Annotated in this window: 16 protein-coding genes; 10 read left to right on the top strand and 6 right to left on the bottom strand. The window is 70.6% G+C overall.

Going from position 1 to position 15,558, the window contains the following annotated elements:
• Positions 1-110: 110 nt before the first annotated feature.
• The 5 genes from ACF1G2_RS12910 to ACF1G2_RS12890 all read left to right on the top strand — a co-directional run bounded on the left by ACF1G2_RS12910 (position 111) and on the right by ACF1G2_RS12890 (position 6,203).
• Positions 111-1,988 (top strand): acetolactate synthase large subunit, encoded by a 1,878-nt coding sequence (locus ACF1G2_RS12910; protein ID WP_391798303.1) that lies wholly within the window; start codon positions 111-113, stop codon positions 1,986-1,988.
• A gap of 30 nt (positions 1,989-2,018) precedes the next feature.
• Positions 2,019-2,543 (top strand): acetolactate synthase small subunit, encoded by a 525-nt coding sequence (ilvN, locus tag ACF1G2_RS12905; RefSeq protein WP_215065241.1) that lies wholly within the window; start codon positions 2,019-2,021, stop codon positions 2,541-2,543.
• 149 nt (positions 2,544-2,692) lie between these two features.
• Positions 2,693-3,694: a ketol-acid reductoisomerase gene (gene ilvC / locus ACF1G2_RS12900; protein ID WP_391798302.1), complete on the top strand. Its 1,002-nt coding sequence runs from the start codon at positions 2,693-2,695 to the stop codon at positions 3,692-3,694.
• 238 nt (positions 3,695-3,932) lie between these two features.
• Complete coding sequence (serA, locus tag ACF1G2_RS12895) at positions 3,933-5,522, top strand: phosphoglycerate dehydrogenase (protein WP_391798301.1); 1,590 nt, start codon at positions 3,933-3,935, stop codon at positions 5,520-5,522.
• Positions 5,523-5,621: 99 nt separating this feature from the next.
• Complete coding sequence (locus ACF1G2_RS12890) at positions 5,622-6,203, top strand: TetR/AcrR family transcriptional regulator (RefSeq protein WP_391798300.1); 582 nt, start codon at positions 5,622-5,624, stop codon at positions 6,201-6,203.
• Here ACF1G2_RS12890 and ACF1G2_RS12885 read toward each other — a convergent pair.
• Together ACF1G2_RS12885 and ACF1G2_RS12880 are read right to left on the bottom strand one after the other, a co-directional pair.
• Positions 6,175-6,594 carry a zinc-binding dehydrogenase gene (locus ACF1G2_RS12885; RefSeq protein WP_391798567.1) on the bottom strand — a complete coding sequence of 140 codons (420 nt, stop codon included), beginning with the start codon at positions 6,592-6,594 and terminating at the stop codon, positions 6,175-6,177. The two genes, ACF1G2_RS12890 and ACF1G2_RS12885, sit on opposite strands and share 29 nt — an antisense overlap.
• Before the next feature lie 28 nt (positions 6,595-6,622).
• Positions 6,623-7,936, bottom strand: coding sequence for a PucR family transcriptional regulator (locus tag ACF1G2_RS12880; protein ID WP_391798299.1), 1,314 nt, complete (start codon positions 7,934-7,936; stop codon positions 6,623-6,625).
• A gap of 182 nt (positions 7,937-8,118) precedes the next feature.
• Between ACF1G2_RS12880 and ACF1G2_RS12875 the strand changes: the two genes are divergently transcribed.
• From ACF1G2_RS12875 to ACF1G2_RS12865, 3 genes are all read left to right on the top strand, one after another.
• Positions 8,119-9,045 carry a proline dehydrogenase family protein gene (locus ACF1G2_RS12875; RefSeq protein ID WP_391798298.1) on the top strand — a complete coding sequence of 309 codons (927 nt, stop codon included), beginning with the start codon at positions 8,119-8,121 and terminating at the stop codon, positions 9,043-9,045.
• A gap of 30 nt (positions 9,046-9,075) precedes the next feature.
• Positions 9,076-10,707 (top strand): L-glutamate gamma-semialdehyde dehydrogenase, encoded by a 1,632-nt coding sequence (pruA, locus tag ACF1G2_RS12870; RefSeq protein WP_391798297.1) that lies wholly within the window; start codon positions 9,076-9,078, stop codon positions 10,705-10,707.
• A gap of 128 nt (positions 10,708-10,835) precedes the next feature.
• A complete protein-coding gene (locus ACF1G2_RS12865) occupies positions 10,836-11,072 on the top strand; it encodes a hypothetical protein (RefSeq protein WP_391798296.1) in 237 nt (78 codons plus the stop codon).
• Here the strand turns inward: ACF1G2_RS12865 and ACF1G2_RS12860 are convergent.
• The 4 genes from ACF1G2_RS12860 to ACF1G2_RS12845 form a co-directional block, all read right to left on the bottom strand.
• A complete protein-coding gene (locus tag ACF1G2_RS12860) occupies positions 11,062-11,955 on the bottom strand; it encodes an alpha/beta fold hydrolase (RefSeq protein ID WP_391798295.1) in 894 nt (297 codons plus the stop codon). The genes ACF1G2_RS12865 and ACF1G2_RS12860 overlap by 11 nt on opposite strands.
• 103 nt (positions 11,956-12,058) lie before the next feature.
• Positions 12,059-12,784 (bottom strand): hypothetical protein, encoded by a 726-nt coding sequence (locus tag ACF1G2_RS12855; RefSeq protein ID WP_391798294.1) that lies wholly within the window; start codon positions 12,782-12,784, stop codon positions 12,059-12,061.
• Positions 12,781-13,119: a PadR family transcriptional regulator gene (locus ACF1G2_RS12850; RefSeq protein ID WP_383290812.1), complete on the bottom strand. Its 339-nt coding sequence runs from the start codon at positions 13,117-13,119 to the stop codon at positions 12,781-12,783. The genes ACF1G2_RS12855 and ACF1G2_RS12850 overlap by 4 nt, the downstream gene beginning before the upstream one ends.
• A 49-nt stretch (positions 13,120-13,168) precedes the next feature.
• Positions 13,169-14,176 carry a zinc-binding dehydrogenase gene (locus ACF1G2_RS12845; protein WP_391798293.1) on the bottom strand — a complete coding sequence of 336 codons (1,008 nt, stop codon included), beginning with the start codon at positions 14,174-14,176 and terminating at the stop codon, positions 13,169-13,171.
• A gap of 101 nt (positions 14,177-14,277) precedes the next feature.
• Here ACF1G2_RS12845 and ACF1G2_RS12840 point away from each other — a divergent pair, with 101 nt between their 5' ends.
• Both ACF1G2_RS12840 and ACF1G2_RS12835 read left to right on the top strand, forming a co-directional pair.
• Complete coding sequence (locus tag ACF1G2_RS12840) at positions 14,278-15,153, top strand: LysR family transcriptional regulator (RefSeq protein ID WP_391798292.1); 876 nt, start codon at positions 14,278-14,280, stop codon at positions 15,151-15,153.
• Positions 15,154-15,379: 226 nt separating this feature from the next.
• On the top strand, positions 15,380-15,514 hold the full coding sequence (locus ACF1G2_RS12835) for a hypothetical protein (RefSeq protein WP_391798291.1): 135 nt from the start codon (positions 15,380-15,382) through the stop codon (positions 15,512-15,514).
• The last annotated feature ends 44 nt before the right edge of the window (positions 15,515-15,558 follow it).

The raw sequence follows: 15,558 nt of genomic DNA, 5'->3' as shown, positions 1-15,558 counted from the left end.
AACGCTACCGACGCGCTCCCCTCGCTTGCCTCCCGGCACGAGGGGTTTTTTGTTGCACCGGCTCCTCCCAAACCCTCGCAAAAACCCTCTGCTTCGAGAAGAGAATGCTGATGACCGAGCAGGCCACCGGGCACCATCCGCAGCCGCGGGCCCGTAGCGGCGGACAGACCGCCACCACCGTCGAGCACGTCACGGGTGCGCAGTCCCTCATCCGTTCTCTCGAGGAAGTGGGGGCCGACACCGTCTTCGGTATTCCGGGCGGCGCCATCCTCCCCGCGTACGACCCGATGATGGACTCCCAGAAGGTCCGCCACATCCTGGTCCGCCACGAGCAGGGCGCGGGCCACGCCGCCACCGGCTACGCCCAGGCGACCGGCAAGGTCGGCGTCTGTATGGCGACCTCCGGCCCCGGCGCCACCAACCTGGTCACCCCGATCGCCGACGCCCACATGGACTCCGTCCCGCTGGTCGCGATCACCGGCCAGGTCGCCTCCAAGGCCATCGGCACGGACGCCTTCCAGGAGGCGGACATCTGCGGCATCACGATGCCGATCACCAAGCACAACTTCCTGGTCACCAAGGCCGAGGACATCCCGAGGACGATCGCCGAGGCGTTCCACATCGCCTCCACCGGCCGTCCCGGCCCGGTCCTGGTCGACATCGCCAAGGACGCCCTGCAGGCGAAGACCACCTTCAGCTGGCCGCCGCAGACCGACCTGCCCGGCTACCGCCCGGTGACCAAGCCGCACGCCAAGCAGATCCGCGAGGCCGCCAAGCTGATCACCGGCGCCCGGCGCCCGGTCCTGTACGTCGGCGGCGGCGTCCTGAAGGCCGGCGCCACGGCCGAGCTGAAGGTGCTCGCCGAGCTCACCGGAGCCCCCGTCACCACCACCCTGATGGCGCTGGGCGCGTTCCCCGACAGCCACCCGCTGCACGTGGGAATGCCGGGCATGCACGGTGCGGTCACCGCCGTCACCGCGCTGCAGAAGGCCGACCTGATCGTCGCCCTCGGAGCCCGCTTCGACGACCGCGTCACCGGCAAGCTGGACAGCTTCGCCCCCTTCGCCAAGATCGTCCACGCGGACATCGACCCGGCCGAGATCGGCAAGAACCGCGCCGCCGACGTCCCGATCGTCGGTGACGCCCGCGAGGTCATCGCCGACCTGGTCCAGGCCGTCCAGGCCGAGCACAGCGAGGGCAACCAGGGCGACTACACCTCCTGGTGGAGCGACCTGAATCGCTGGCGCGAGACGTACCCGCTCGGCTACGACCTGCCGGAGGACGGCAGCCTCTCGCCGCAGCAGGTCATCCAGCGGATCGGCCAGCTCGCCCCCGCCGACACCATCTACGCGGCCGGCGTCGGCCAGCACCAGATGTGGGCGGCGCACTTCATCGACTACGAGAAGCCGGCCACCTGGCTGAACTCCGGCGGCGCCGGAACGATGGGCTACGCGGTCCCCGCCGCCATGGGCGCCAAGGCCGGCATGCCGGACCGCCCGGTCTGGGCGATCGACGGCGACGGCTGCTTCCAGATGACGAACCAGGAGCTCGTCACCTGCGCGCTCAACAACATCCCGATCAAGGTCGCCATCATCAACAACGGCGCCCTCGGGATGGTCCGCCAGTGGCAGACCCTCTTCTACAACCAGCGCTACTCCAGCACGGTCCTGCACGCCGATGAGACCGGCCACGGCGCCACGGGCTCCCAGGTCGGGGCCAGCACGGCACCCCGCAAGGGCACCCGCATCCCGGACTTCGTCAAGCTGTCCGAGGCCATGGGCTGTGTCGCCCTGCGCTGCGAGGACCCGGCCGACCTGGACAAGGTCATCGAAGAGGCCAACGCCATCAACGACCGCCCGGTCGTGATCGACTTCATCGTCCACGAGGACGCCCAGGTCTGGCCCATGGTCGCCGCCGGCACCTCCAACGACGAGGTCATGGCCGCCCGGGGCGTCCGCCCCGACTTCGGCGACAACGAAGACGACTGAGACCGAGAGCCGTAGGAAGAGGAACGACACATGACTAGGCACACGCTCTCCGTCCTGGTGGAGAACACCCCCGGCATCCTCGCCCGGATCGCCGCGCTGTTCTCCCGCCGCGGCTTCAACATCGACTCGCTCGCCGTCGGTGTCACCGAACACCCCGACATCTCCCGCATCACCATCGTGGTCAATGTCGAGGACCTGCCGCTGGAGCAGGTGACCAAGCAGCTCAACAAGCTGGTCAACGTCCTGAAGATCGTCGAACTCGAGCCCTCCGCTGCGATCCAGCGCGAGCTCGTCCTGGTGAAGGTCCGCGCCGACAACGAGACCCGCTCCCAGATCGTCGAGATCGTCCAGCTGTTCCGCGCCAAGACCGTGGACGTCTCGCCCGAGGCGGTCACCATCGAGGCCACCGGTTCGAGTGACAAGCTCGACGCGATGCTCAAGATGCTGGAGCAGTTCGGCATCAAGGAGCTCGTGCAGTCCGGCACGATCGCCATAGGGCGCGGTGCGCGGTCCATCACGGACCGTTCCCTGCGGGCCCTCGACCGCAGCGCCTGACCGGCCCCGCCGGCCAGGCCTCCCCGGCCGGCCTCCCGGGCGGTCCGCCGACGCGTCCGTCGACCGGTCCGCCTGACGAGACAGAAGACTTCCCTTCCCCCGCCCGCCGTACGGTGGGACGCAACACCAGCACACCAAGGAGAATCCCAGTGGCCGAGCTGTTCTACGACGACGATGCCGACCTGTCCATCATCCAGGGCCGCAAGGTCGCGGTGATCGGTTACGGCAGCCAGGGCCACGCCCACGCGCTGTCGCTCCGTGACTCGGGTGTCGACGTCCGTGTCGGTCTGCACGAGGGCTCCAAGTCCAAGGCCAAGGCCGAGGAGCAGGGCCTGCGCGTGGTGACGCCCGCCGAGGCCGCCGCCGAGGCCGACGTCATCATGATCCTCATCCCGGACCCGATCCAGGCCAAGGTCTACGAGGAGTCCATCGCGCCGAACCTGAAGGACGGCAAGGCCCTCTTCTTCGCGCACGGCTTCAACGTCCGCTTCGGCTTCATCAAGCCCCCGGCCGGCGTCGACGTCGCGCTCGTCGCCCCGAAGGGCCCGGGCCACCTGGTCCGCCGCCAGTACGAGGAAGGCCGCGGCGTCCCCGCGATCGCCGCGGTCGAGCAGGACGCGACGGGCAGCGCCTTCGCCCTGGCGCTCTCCTACGCCAAGGCCATCGGCGGCACGCGTGCGGGTGTCATCAAGACGACCTTCACCGAGGAGACCGAGACCGACCTGTTCGGTGAGCAGGCCGTCCTGTGCGGTGGCGCCAGCGCCCTCGTCAAGGCGGGCTTCGAGACCCTGGTCGAGGCCGGCTACCAGCCGGAGATCGCCTACTTCGAGTGCCTGCACGAGCTGAAGCTCATCGTCGACCTCATGTACGAGGGCGGCCTGGAGAAGATGCGCTGGTCCGTCTCCGAGACGGCCGAGTGGGGCGACTACATCACCGGCCCGCGCATCATCACCGACGCCACCAAGGCCGAGATGAAGCAGGTCCTCGCGGAGATCCAGGACGGCACCTTCGCCCAGAACTGGATGGACGAGTACCACGGCGGTCTGAAGAAGTACAACGAGTACAAGACCCAGGACGAGAAGCACCTCCTGGAGACCACCGGCAAGGAGCTGCGCAAGCTCATGAGCTGGGTGAACGACGAGGAGGCGTAAGCCTTCGGGCGCGGGGCCGGACACACCGTCCGGCCCCGCGCCGGACCGTTGGACAGGCCGTCCAACCACGGACGGGTGATCCTTCCAACGAGGCGCATGATCGGCGCCGACGCACCACTACACTGCTCAACAACATTCGCGTTCAGGCCCACAGCGTCGTGCGCTTTCACGCGGCAAGCCCCCTCCACCGCCTGCGGCCGTCGGGACGGCCGTCCGCACTGGATCTGTGAGGACTCACGTGAGCTCGAAACCCGTCGTACTCATCGCTGAAGAGCTGTCGCCCGCCACCGTCGACGCACTGGGCCCGGACTTCGAGATCCGGCACTGCAACGGCGCGGACCGCGCCGAGCTTCTCCCCGCCATCGCCGACGTGGACGCGATCCTGGTCCGCTCCGCCACCAAGGTCGACGCGGAGGCCATCGCCGCCGCGAACAAGCTCCGGGTCGTGGCCCGGGCCGGTGTCGGCCTGGACAACGTCGACGTCTCCGCCGCCACCAAGGCCGGCGTGATGGTCGTGAACGCCCCGACCTCCAACATCGTCACCGCCGCCGAACTCGCGTGCGGTCTGCTCGTCGCCACCGCGCGCAACATCCCGCAGGCCAACACCGCGCTGAAGAACGGCGAGTGGAAGCGCTCGAAGTACACGGGTGTCGAGCTCAGCGAGAAGACCCTCGGCGTCGTCGGCCTCGGCCGTATCGGTGTCCTGGTCGCCCAGCGGATGTCCGCGTTCGGCATGAAGATCGTCGCGTACGACCCCTACGTGCAGCCCGCCCGCGCCGCGCAGATGGGGGTGAAGCTGCTGGCCCTGGACGAGCTCCTGGAGGTCGCCGACTTCATCACCGTCCACCTGCCGAAGACTCCCGAGACCCTCGGTCTCATCGGCGACGAGGCCCTGCACAAGGTCAAGCCGTCCGTCCGCATCGTCAACGCCGCGCGCGGCGGGATCGTGGACGAGGAGGCGCTGTACTCGGCCCTCAAGGAGGGCCGGGTCGCCGGCGCGGGTCTCGACGTGTACGCGAAGGAGCCCTGCACGGACTCCCCGCTCTTCGAGCTCGACCAGGTCGTCTGCACCCCGCACCTCGGCGCGTCCACGGACGAGGCCCAGGAGAAGGCAGGTATCGCGGTCGCCCGTTCGGTGCGCCTCGCGCTCGCCGGCGAGCTGGTCCCGGACGCGGTCAACGTCCAGGGCGGTGTCATCGCCGAGGACGTCAAGCCGGGTCTGCCGCTCGCCGAGAAGCTCGGCCGGATCTTCACCGCGCTCGCGGGCGAGGTCGCGGCGCGGCTCGACGTCGAGGTGTACGGCGAGATCACCCAGCACGACGTCAAGGTGCTCGAACTCTCCGCGCTCAAGGGCGTGTTCGAGGACGTCGTCGACGAGACCGTCTCGTACGTCAACGCCCCGCTGTTCGCGCAGGAGCGCGGTGTCGAGGTCCGTCTGACGACTTCCAGCGAGTCGCCCGATCACCGCAACGTGGTCACCGTGCGCGGCACGCTGTCGAGCGGCGAGGAGGTCGCGGTCTCCGGCACGCTGGCGGGCCCCAAGCACCTCCAGAAGATCGTCGCCGTCGGCGACTACGACGTGGACGTGGCGCTCGCCGACCACATGGTGGTCCTGCGCTACGAGGACCGCCCGGGCATCGTCGGCACCGTGGGCCGCATCCTCGGCGAGGCCGGTCTGAACATCGCGGGCATGCAGGTGGCGCGCGCGGAGGAGGGCGGCGAGGCGCTCGTCGTGCTCACCGTGGACGACACCGTCCCGCCGGCGGTGCTCGCGGAGATCTCGGAGGAGATCGGCGCGGCGTCGGCCCGCTCGGTCAACCTGGTCTGATCCCGGTCCGGGGCAGGCCCGGACCCGCGCAGACACCCGTACCCGGTGTGCTAGACGATCGTCTTACACGATTGTCTAGCCGCCGGGTACAGTGCTGTCATGGGACACAAGGAAGACCTGCTGGACGGCGCCAAGCGCTGCCTCCTGGAGAAGGGGTACGCCCGCACCACGGCCCGCGACATCGTCGCCGCCTCGGGCACCAACCTGGCCTCCATCGGCTACCACTACGGCTCCAAGGAGGCCCTGCTCCAGCAGGCGTTCCTCGCGCTCACCGAGGAGTGGGGCAACCGGGTGGGCACGGCCGGGAGCGGTGAGGACGGCACGACGCTCCCCGCCGACCCGTACGAGCGCTTCCACGCCGTCTGGGATCAGGTCATCGCCGCCGCCGACGCCAGCCGCCCGGTCTGGAAGCTCCAGACCGAGGTCGTCACCCGCCTCGACGACGACGAGAAGCTCCGCGAGGCCATCAAGGACCCCCAGCGCGAGGGCCGGCTGGGGATGGCCGAGATGTTCCTCGGCCTGGACCCGGAGGCCGACCCGGAGAAGGCCCGGGTCGCGGGGCTGCTCTGTCAGGCCCTGGCGACGGGCGTGATGATCCAGTGGATGGTGGACCCGGAGACGGCTCCCACGGCCGACGACCTGACCGAAGGGCTCAAGGTGCTGATGGGGGAGGGGAACTGACGACGACCTTGGCGCGCGCGTGCTCGGCCTCCAGGTACCTGATGGCCTCGGCCGCCTCGCTCAGCGGATAGGTCCGGTCGATCACCGGCGTGACCCTGCCCCGCTCGACGAGGTCCCGCAGGGCCGCGAGTCTCTCCCTGCCGGGAGCGGCCGAGAGCAGGACCAGTCGCTGGGTCACGAAGCGTGACATCACCTTCCCCTGCATGAGCAGGGCCATCGGACCGAGCAGGATGCCCCCTTCGAAGACGCCCCCGCCGGACAGGACGAGCCTCCCGGTGGGGGTCAGGGCACGTCTGCACTCGGCCAGCGACCGGTTCCCCACCAGGTCGAACAGCAGGTCGTGGCGCTCCGGGGCCGAGACGAAGTCCTCCCGCCTGTAGTCGAGAGAAATCCCCGGGGGAGGGAAAGTCGAAAGGTGACTACAGCTTCGCCGCCTTGAGTGCCATGTGGAGCAGCAGGCGGTCCTCGCCCGCGTCCAGGTCGAGGCCCGTCAGCTGCTCGACGCGCGAGAGGCGGTAGTAGAGCGTCTGACGGTGGATGCCGAGCGCTGCGGCCGTGCGGCCCGCCTGGCCCGCGTGATCGAGGAACACCTCGGCGGTGTGGGCCAGTTCGCTGTGCGCGGCCGTGAGCAGGGCGCGGACCGCGGGGTCCGGGTCGGTCCGGGGGAGCGCGGTGAGCAGCCGGTACGGCCCGATCGCGGACCATTCGGCGAGCGGCCCGAGCGCCGGCTGGGCCGTCGCCGCCCGCGCGCCCGCCGAGGCCTCGCGCCAGGCGGTGTCCAGGTCGGCGAGCCCCCGGCGTGGGAGCGCGACGCCGGCGACGGCCCCGGCGCCCGCGGTGTCCCGCAGTCGCCCGGCGGCGGAGGCGGCGGGCGCGAGGTTGTCCGCGGCCCGCAGCCGCACGAGTACGCCGAGCGCCCAGACACCCTCGCCGCCGAGCCCCGAGGCCATACCCTCCGCCTCCTGGCCGCCGCGCGCCTGCGCGCCCCCGCCCGTGGCCCGGCCTCCGCGCGCCTCCCTGCCTGCGCCCGCGGCCCGGCCTCCGTGCGCCTCCCTGCCTCCGCCCGGCTCCGTGCCCGCGCCGCGCCCCGCAGGGCCCGCCGGGAGGTGCCACGGCACGGTGCAGAGCGCCGCGGCGGCCGGGACCGTGCGGGGTGACGGGCTGTCCTCGCCCGGCCAGGGCGCCACGCACACCATCGCGTGCAGCCCGTCCGCGGCCGGGCCCAGGGCCGTGCGCAGCGCCGTGAGCGCCATGTCGTACTGCCAGCCGCGCTCCGCCGTCAGGGCCGCCCGCAGCTCGCGCGAGAGGTCCGAGCCCGCTCGCTCCTCGTCCGCGAGCAGGCCGCCGATCCGGGTGGCGACCTCCATGGCCGCCGTGAGCTGGGCATGCGTGGGATGGGGCTCGGCGTCCAGCAGCCAGACGTACCCGAGGACGACGCCCCGATGCCGTACGGGAAGACAGATCCGGTCCCGGAACACCCCGGCGTCCGGGGCGGCCGGGATGCGGACCGGGCCCGTCGCCCGGGTGATGCCGAAGCCCTCGAACCAGGCGCGGACCGCCGGGGTCGACTTCCGCGTCAGGATCGAGCGCGTCCGGACCGGGTCCATGGCCGCGTCGTCGTCGCTGTCGTGGGCGCCGAAGGCGATCAGCCCGAAGTCACGGTTCTCCAGCGTCGCCGGCGCTCCCAGAAGCGCGGAGATCTCGTCCACCAGTTCTTGGTAATCGCCCTTCACGGCGCCATTCTCGCACCCCTTCAGACATTTGTATGAGATGCCGCGCACGGATGCGTGACAGCTGTCGATGGCAGAGGATCGGAGCGATCCTTAGGTTTCACGGTGGTTCTCCGTGCTGTTCCCGATTGCTTACGAAAGTTCGGGTAGGCACCCTTCGTCACCCTGCCCTTCTGGAGGTCCCCGTGCTGGGTCCCGTGATCCTCGCCGCGTCCCGCAGCGACAAGATGCGCCGTTTCGTGTCGGCCGCCCCCGGGACCAAGCAGGTCGTGGACCGGTTCATCGCCGGTGAGACGGTCGACCACGTCATCCCGATCGTCCAGGACATCACGGGCCGCGGCCTGGAGGTCACCCTCGACGTCGTCGGTGAGGACATCACCACCGTCGAGCAGTCCCACGCCGCGCGTGACGCCTACCTGGAGCTGATCGGCCGCCTCAAGGAGCTGGGCCTCGGCGAACGCGCCGAGATGTCCGTCAAGCTGTCGATGTTCGGGCAGGCGCTGGAGGGCGGCCACGAGCTCGCCCTCGCCAACGTCCGCCCCGTCGTCGCGGCCGCCGCCGAGATCGGCACCACGGTCACCCTGGACGCCGAGGACCACACCACCCTCGACTCGATGTTCGCCATCCACGAGGAGCTGCGGAAGGACTTCCCGCAGACCGGCTGCGTCATCCAGGCCTACCTCTTCCGCACCGAGGACGACGCCCGCCGCCTCGCGGCCGACGGCTCCCGCGTCCGGATCGTGAAGGGCGCCTACAAGGAGCCCGCCTCCGTCGCCATCCAGGACAAGCCCGAGATCGACAAGGCCTACGTCCGGATCATGAAGATCCTGATGGAGGGCGAGGGCTACCCGATGATCGGCTCCCACGACCCCCGTCTGATCTCCGTCGGACAGGAGCTCGCCCGCCGTGCGGGGCGCAAGCTGGACGAGTACGAGTTCCAGATGCTGTACGGCATCCGCAGCGAGGAGCAGAACCGTCTCGCCGCCGAAGGACACCGCATGCGTGTCTACACCGCGTACGGCACCGACTGGTACGGCTACTTCATGCGCCGCCTCGCGGAGAAGCCGGCCAACCTCCTCTTCTTCGTCCGCTCCATCCTCACCAAGGGCTGAGCCCACCCCTCAAAAGGAGTTACGAGACTCATGGACGCTGTAACCCAGGTCCCCGCTCCGGTCAACGAGCCGGTGCACAGCTACGCCCCCGGTTCCCCCGAGCGCGCCCGCCTGGAGGCCAAGCTCAAGGAGCTGGCCGACAACCCGCGCGACCTCCCGATGACCATCGGTGGCGTCAAGCGCATGGGCGGCGGCGAGCGCGTCGACGTCGTGCAGCCGCACAACCACAAGTCCGTCATCGGCACCTTCGCCGGTGCCACGCAGCAGGACGCCCAGGATGCCATCGACGCCGCCCTGGCCGCTGCCCCGGCCTGGCGCGCGATGTCCTTCGACGACCGCGCCGCGATCATCCTGCGCGCCGCCGAGCTGCTCGCCGGCCCCTGGCGCGAGACGCTGGCCGCCTCCACGATGCTGGGCCAGTCCAAGACCGCGCAGCAGGCCGAGATCGACACCCCCTGCGAGCTCGTCGACTTCTGGCGCTTCAACGTGGCGTACGCCCGCCAGATCCTGGCCGAGCAGCCGCCGGCGAACTCGCCCGGAGTGTGGAACCGCCTGGACCACCGCCCGCTCGAGGGCTTCGTCTACGCGATCACGCCCTTCAACTTCACCGCCATCGCGGGCAACCTGCCCACCGCCCCCGCCCTTATGGGCAACGTGGTGGTCTGGAAGCCGTCCCCGACCCAGACGCACTCCGCCGTGCTCCTCATGGAGCTCCTGGAGGAGGCCGGTCTGCCGAAGGGCGTCATCAACCTGGTGACCGGCGACGGCATCGCCGTCTCCGAGGTGGCCCTGAACCACCGCGACCTGGCCGGCATCCACTTCACCGGTTCGACCAGGACCTTCCAGCACCTGTGGAAGACGGTCGGCAACAACATCGAGTCGTACCGCTCCTACCCGCGGATCGTCGGCGAGACCGGCGGCAAGGACTTCGTCGTCGCCCACCCGAGCGCCGACCGCGCGATCCTGAAGACCGCGCTGACCCGCGGCTCCTTCGAGTTCCAGGGCCAGAAGTGCTCCGCGTCCTCGCGTGCGTACGTCCCGGCCTCCCTCTGGAACTCGGGCTTCAAGGAGGAGTTCGCGGCCGAGGTCGACGGCATCAAGATGGGTGACGTCACCGACCTGACGAACTTCATCGGCGCCGTCATCGACGAGCGTTCGTTCGCCAAGAACAAGGCCGCGATCGACCGCGCGAAGGCCGACGAGACCTGCACGATCGTCGCCGGTGGCACGTACGACGACTCGGAGGGCTACTTCGTCCGCCCGACCGTCATCGAGTGCACCGACCCGGAGAACGAGGTCTTCACGACCGAGTACTTCGGCCCGATCCTCGCGATCCACGTCTACGAGGACGACAAGTACGACGAGATGCTGACCCAGATGGAGTCGGCCTCGGACTACGCGCTGACCGGCTCGGTCATCTCCGGCGACCGTGCCGCCACGGCGTACACGATGGAGAAGCTCCGCTTCGCCGCGGGCAACTTCTACATCAACGACAAGTCGACCGGTGCCGTCGTCGGCCAGCAGCCCTTCGGCGGCGGCCGTGCCTCGGGTACGAACGACAAGGCGGGCGCCCCGCAGAACCTGATGCGCTGGACGCTGACCCGCGCGATCAAGGAGACGCTGGTCCCGCCGACCGAGTACGGCTACCCCCACATGGGCTGACGCCCCCTGGGCCTCCCTGAGGCCCACCCCTGACACCGCTCCCCTCCTGGACCCCCAAACCAGGACGGGGGCGGTTCTCATGCGGGGGGCTTACGCTGCTGGGAGGGGGCTCGGCGAGGAGGTACGACATGCCTGGTTCGACGACGCTCGGCCCCGGGCACGGGGTCGACGCGATCGACCACCTCGACGCAGTGCGTATGACGTCCCTGATGAAGGAGCTGCACCGGCTGCTGACCGTGTCGGGACCCGACCGGATCACCGACGCACAGGTCGCGGCGATGTGCGGGGACGAGGCGCGCGGTCGAGCGGAGTTCACCGACTGGATGGAGCGGATGGTCCGCGATCTGAAGAAGGCTACGGCCTGACGGGTACGCGCCGCGCGAGGAAGTCCGCGATCAGCTCGGCGATCCGCGGCGCGTGCGTCTCCAGGGCGAAGTGGCCCGTCGGCAGGAGGTGGACCTCCGCGTCGGGAAGGTCGCCGAAGAAGGCCTTCGCGCCCGCCGGGACGAAGACCTCGTCGCCCTCGCCCCAGACGGCCAGCAGGGGGACCTGCGTGGTGCGGAAGTACTCCTGGAAGGCGGGGTACAGGGCGAAGTTGGAGCCGTAGTCGCCGATCAGGTCGAGCTGGATCGCGTCCTGCCCGTCCCGGGCCATCAGGGCGGCGTCGTGGTGCCAGGCGTCGGGGCTGAGCAGGTCGCGGAACTCGGCCGGGACGCCCGTCTCGTACTGCCATCTGATGCCGTCGAGCGTGCGGATGGAGCGTACGGGCTCCTCGGTCTCGGGGGTCCGGCCGGCGATCATCGCGAGGACCGGTGCCCAGGCCTCGGCGCCGAGGCCCTCCTCGTACGCGTTGCCGTTCTGGGTGACGATCGCGGTGACGCGCCCGGGGTGGGCGAGGGCGAGGCGCAGACCGATGGGGGCGCCGTAGTCCTGGATGTAGAGCGCGAACCGGTCCAGGCCGAGGGCTTCGGTGAACTCGACTGTGACGGCGGCCAGTTCGGCGAAGGTGTAGTCGAACTCGGCCGCCGACGGCGCCGCGCTGCGGCCGAAGCCGACATGGTCGGGGGCGATCAGCCGGAACCGGTCGGCGAGCCGCGGGATCAGATCGCGGAACATGTGCGAGCTGGTGGGGAAACCGTGCAGCAGGAGCAGGACGGGTGCCTCGGCGGGGCCGGCCTCCCGGTAGTGGATCTCGTGGCCGCGGACGGTGACGGTGCGGTGGTGGACCGGCTGCAGCGGAGACGTCATCTCTAACCCCTCAATGTGCCCTGACTGGTTGACAGTGAGAGTGAAGCAGGCGTGGCTCTAACCTGTCAATCAGTGTTTAATAGTTAGAGGAGGGGTGTCGGGGTCAGCCCTGACAGCCCTTGGCGGCGTCCCGGCGCAGGCCGATCGCCGCGCCGGCCGTGCCGAACAGTGCGGCGAAGAGCGCCGTGTAGGGCGGCAGGCCGAAGGCGCCGACCGTGGTCGCCACGGTGGCGGCGAGGACCATGAGCAGCCAGACCGCGAGCAGCGCCTTCCCCTTGCGGCTGAGGAAGAGCCAGCGGCCGGGCCGTTCGGGTAGCGTGCCGAGAGCCGCTGCCGGCCCCTCGCTCGCCGCCTTCGGGCGCTTGAAGTAGGCGAAGAGCATCCACTCCCCGCACAGCTCCCACCCCTCCGGTGTCAGCCGGTCCAGCACCGCGTCGCGCCGCTTCCCGTTGATCAGCTCACGGCGGTACTCCCAGCGCAGCGCGGCCCCGGGGACGCGCCGGCACATGAACCGGCCGAGCGTGTCGAGTCCTTCGACCTCCCAGCCCTGGTCGCCGTGGAGGGCGAGCAGGCGCCGGTCGTTGTAGATGTCCGCCGTCCAGAGCCAGGTCTCGGCCTGCTCGGCGGGCTCGGCCGCCACCGGCGCCGTTCCGCCCAGCCGCGCCGCGAAGCCGGTGGCAGGGCCGAACTCCTCCTCCGGCGACGTGCCCGAGTCGGCCAGGTGACCGCGCAGCTCGGCGACGGTGGAGGCGATCTGCTCCGCCGGTACGCCGGCCTCGCGCAGCGCGGCGGTCAGCTCGTCGAAGTACGCGCTCGGCTCGGTGTTCATCGTGTTCCCCCGGTCTTCAGCATGGTCTGTACGGCGGTGTGGAAGGTCAGCCACGCCCCGCTCTCGGTGGTGAGATGGCTCCGGCCCTGCTCGGTGAGGCGGTAGTAGCGGCGCCCCGGTCCCCGCTCCGCGGCCCGGAACTCGGCCTCCACCAGCCCGGCCTCCTCCAGCCGGTTCAGTACGGGATAGAGGGTCCCGCCCTTGATCTCCCCGAGCCCCGCCTCGGCGAGCGCCTTGGAGATCTCGTACCCGTAGTTCTCGCCCTCCGTGAGGCAGGAGAGGACGAGGAGGTCCAGGACGCCCTTGAGCCAACTTGATCTGCGGTCTGCGGCCATGGCTGCATTCCATCACCAGCTAGATAGGAATGCAACCTAGCTGGTGATGCTAGCTGGATCGGGACACCAGCATCTTCCCGATGTTCTCGCCGCGCAGCATCCCCAGGAACGCGTCCACGATGTGCTCGAAGCCCTCCACCACCGTCACGTCCACCGGCAGCCGCCCGCTCCGCAGATGCGGCACGGCGAAGTCGTACAGCTCCTGCTGCGCGTCCGCATGACGGGCGACCAGGAAGCCCTCGAGGCGGATGCTCTTCTCCACCAGGTCGAAGAGGTTGCGCGGGGCCGGCGGGGGAGCGGAGAGCGCGTGGTACTGCGCGACCGCACCGACCCAGGCGATCCGCCCGTGCTCGCGCAGAGAGGCGATCGCCGCCTCCAGATGGTCCCCGCCCACCCCGTCGAGCACCGCGTCCAGACCCTCCGGCGCCGCCTTCGCGAGCAGTTCCGCCACCGGCCCGTCGTGGTAGTCGAAGGCCGCGTCGAAGCCCGCCTCCTCCGTCAGGTACGCGACCTTCCGCGCCGACCCCGCGCTGCCGACGAGCCGCCCGGCGCCCAGCAGTCGGGCGAAGCGGCCCGCCGCCGTGCCGACCCCGCCCGCGGCGGCCGAGACGAACAGGTCCTCGCCCGGCTGGATCCGGGCGATCCGGGTCAGGCCGACGTACGCCGAGAGGCCGGTGCCGCCCAGGACGCTCAGATGCGCCGTGAGCGGGACGCCCTCGAAGTCGGGGACGGCGCGCACCTCGCCGGGTGTGACGAGGGAGTGCGTACGCCAGCCCTTGCGGTGCAGGACCAGGTCGCCGGCGGAGAGCGCGGGGGTGCGGGAGTCCAGGACGCGGCCCAGGGTGCGGCCCTCCATGGGTGAGCCGAGCGTCCACAGGAAGTCCCCGTCCATCGCCTCGCGGTGGTACGGGTCCACGGACCAGAGGAGGTTCTCGACGAGCGCGGTGCCGGGCGCCGGGGAGGGGACCGGTGCCTCCACGAAGGCGAAGTGGGCGGCGGTGGGGAAACCGTCGGGGCGGGCGGTCTGATGGACGGTGATCATGGTGCTGTGCGTCATGGGGGAGACCGTAGGAGGGAATCCGGAGCCCGGGCAGTAGGTTGCTCCGATGGATCGCCCCGATCCATCGAAGTTCCTCATACTCCGAGGTGGAAGCCCCGATGACCGACCTCGCGCCGCACGAGTTGCGCGTCCTCCTCGCCGTCGGGAGCGAGCGTGGCTTCTCCGCCGCCGCCCGGGCGCTCGGTACGACCCAGTCCGCCGTCTCCCACTCCGTGCGGACCAGTGAGCGCAAGCTCGGCGCGGTCCTCTTCGACCGGGGGCGGACCGGCGCCACGCCCACCGCCGCCGGGGAGCGGGCCCTGGCCCATGCCCGGCGGGTGCTGCGGCTCCTGGACGTGATGGCCGCGGAGGTGCGCGGGGCCGAGAGCGGCACCGTCGCCGGACCGCTGCGGATCGCCGCCTTCCGCAGCGCCGCCCTGCATCTGCTGCCACGCGCCCTGGAGCGGCTCGCCGCCCGGTGCCCCGACGTGGTCCCGGAGGTGCGGATCGTCCGGGAGGTGGGGCGAGGGACGGCCGGCGAAGTCCTGGACGGGCGGGCGGACCTCGGCATCGCGACGATCGGGACGACCTCGCCCGTACCGCCGCGGCTCGTCGGGGGTGTGCTGGTCGAGGAGGCGTACGCGCTGGTGCACCCGGCCGGGCATCCGGCGCCGCGCTCGCTGCCGCTCGTCGACTGGGCGGAGAACTGCACCTCCTACACCCGGCGGTGGTGGGCGGAGCAGGAGTGGCTGCCGGCGGCGACCGTGGAGGCCGAGGACGACGGAGCGGTGCTCTCGATGGTGAGCAGTGGTTTCGGCATGGCCGTGATGCCGGAACTCTCCCTGATCGGAGCACCGCCCTCGGTGGAGATCACCGATCTCGGCCCGGAGCGACCGACCCGGACCGTCGGCTATGTCACCACCCCTGAACTGGCGAAATCCCTCGCGGTGCGGGCGCTCGTCCGGGAGCTGCGGGCCGTCCGGCAGTCGGTGTGAGGCGAGCGCCGTCTCAGATAGTAGGAAGTCCGAGTAATTGTGGAGACAGATGCGGCCGCCTGTCCTAGCTTTGTAGGAGCCGAACGTCTCGCTCCATCAGCGAATGGCGGTCGTGAGCGCGATGCCCCCGTGCAGGCAACCCCTGCGGGCCCGCTCCCCGCCCCTTCCGGCGCCTTCGATCACCACTGATCTCGGATCATCACTGATCTCAAGGAGTCGATCCCCCATGGCCGCTGAGACCACCCGCCGTGTCCGCCACACCGTCGTCCGCCCCGCCGGCGACGACGCCCGCAAGAACGCCGCCGCCGCCCTCCAGCGCGCCCTCGACCGCCGTGACAACGGCGGCTCCACCGGGCACTGACGCGACGCCGGGGCCGTACGTCCGGCCCCGGAGGCGGTCGCCGC

The organism is Streptomyces sp. NPDC013457 (genome assembly GCF_043089925.1).
Lineage (GTDB): Bacteria > Actinomycetota > Actinomycetes > Streptomycetales > Streptomycetaceae > Streptomyces.
This window is presented reverse-complemented; position numbering and strand designations above follow the sequence as displayed.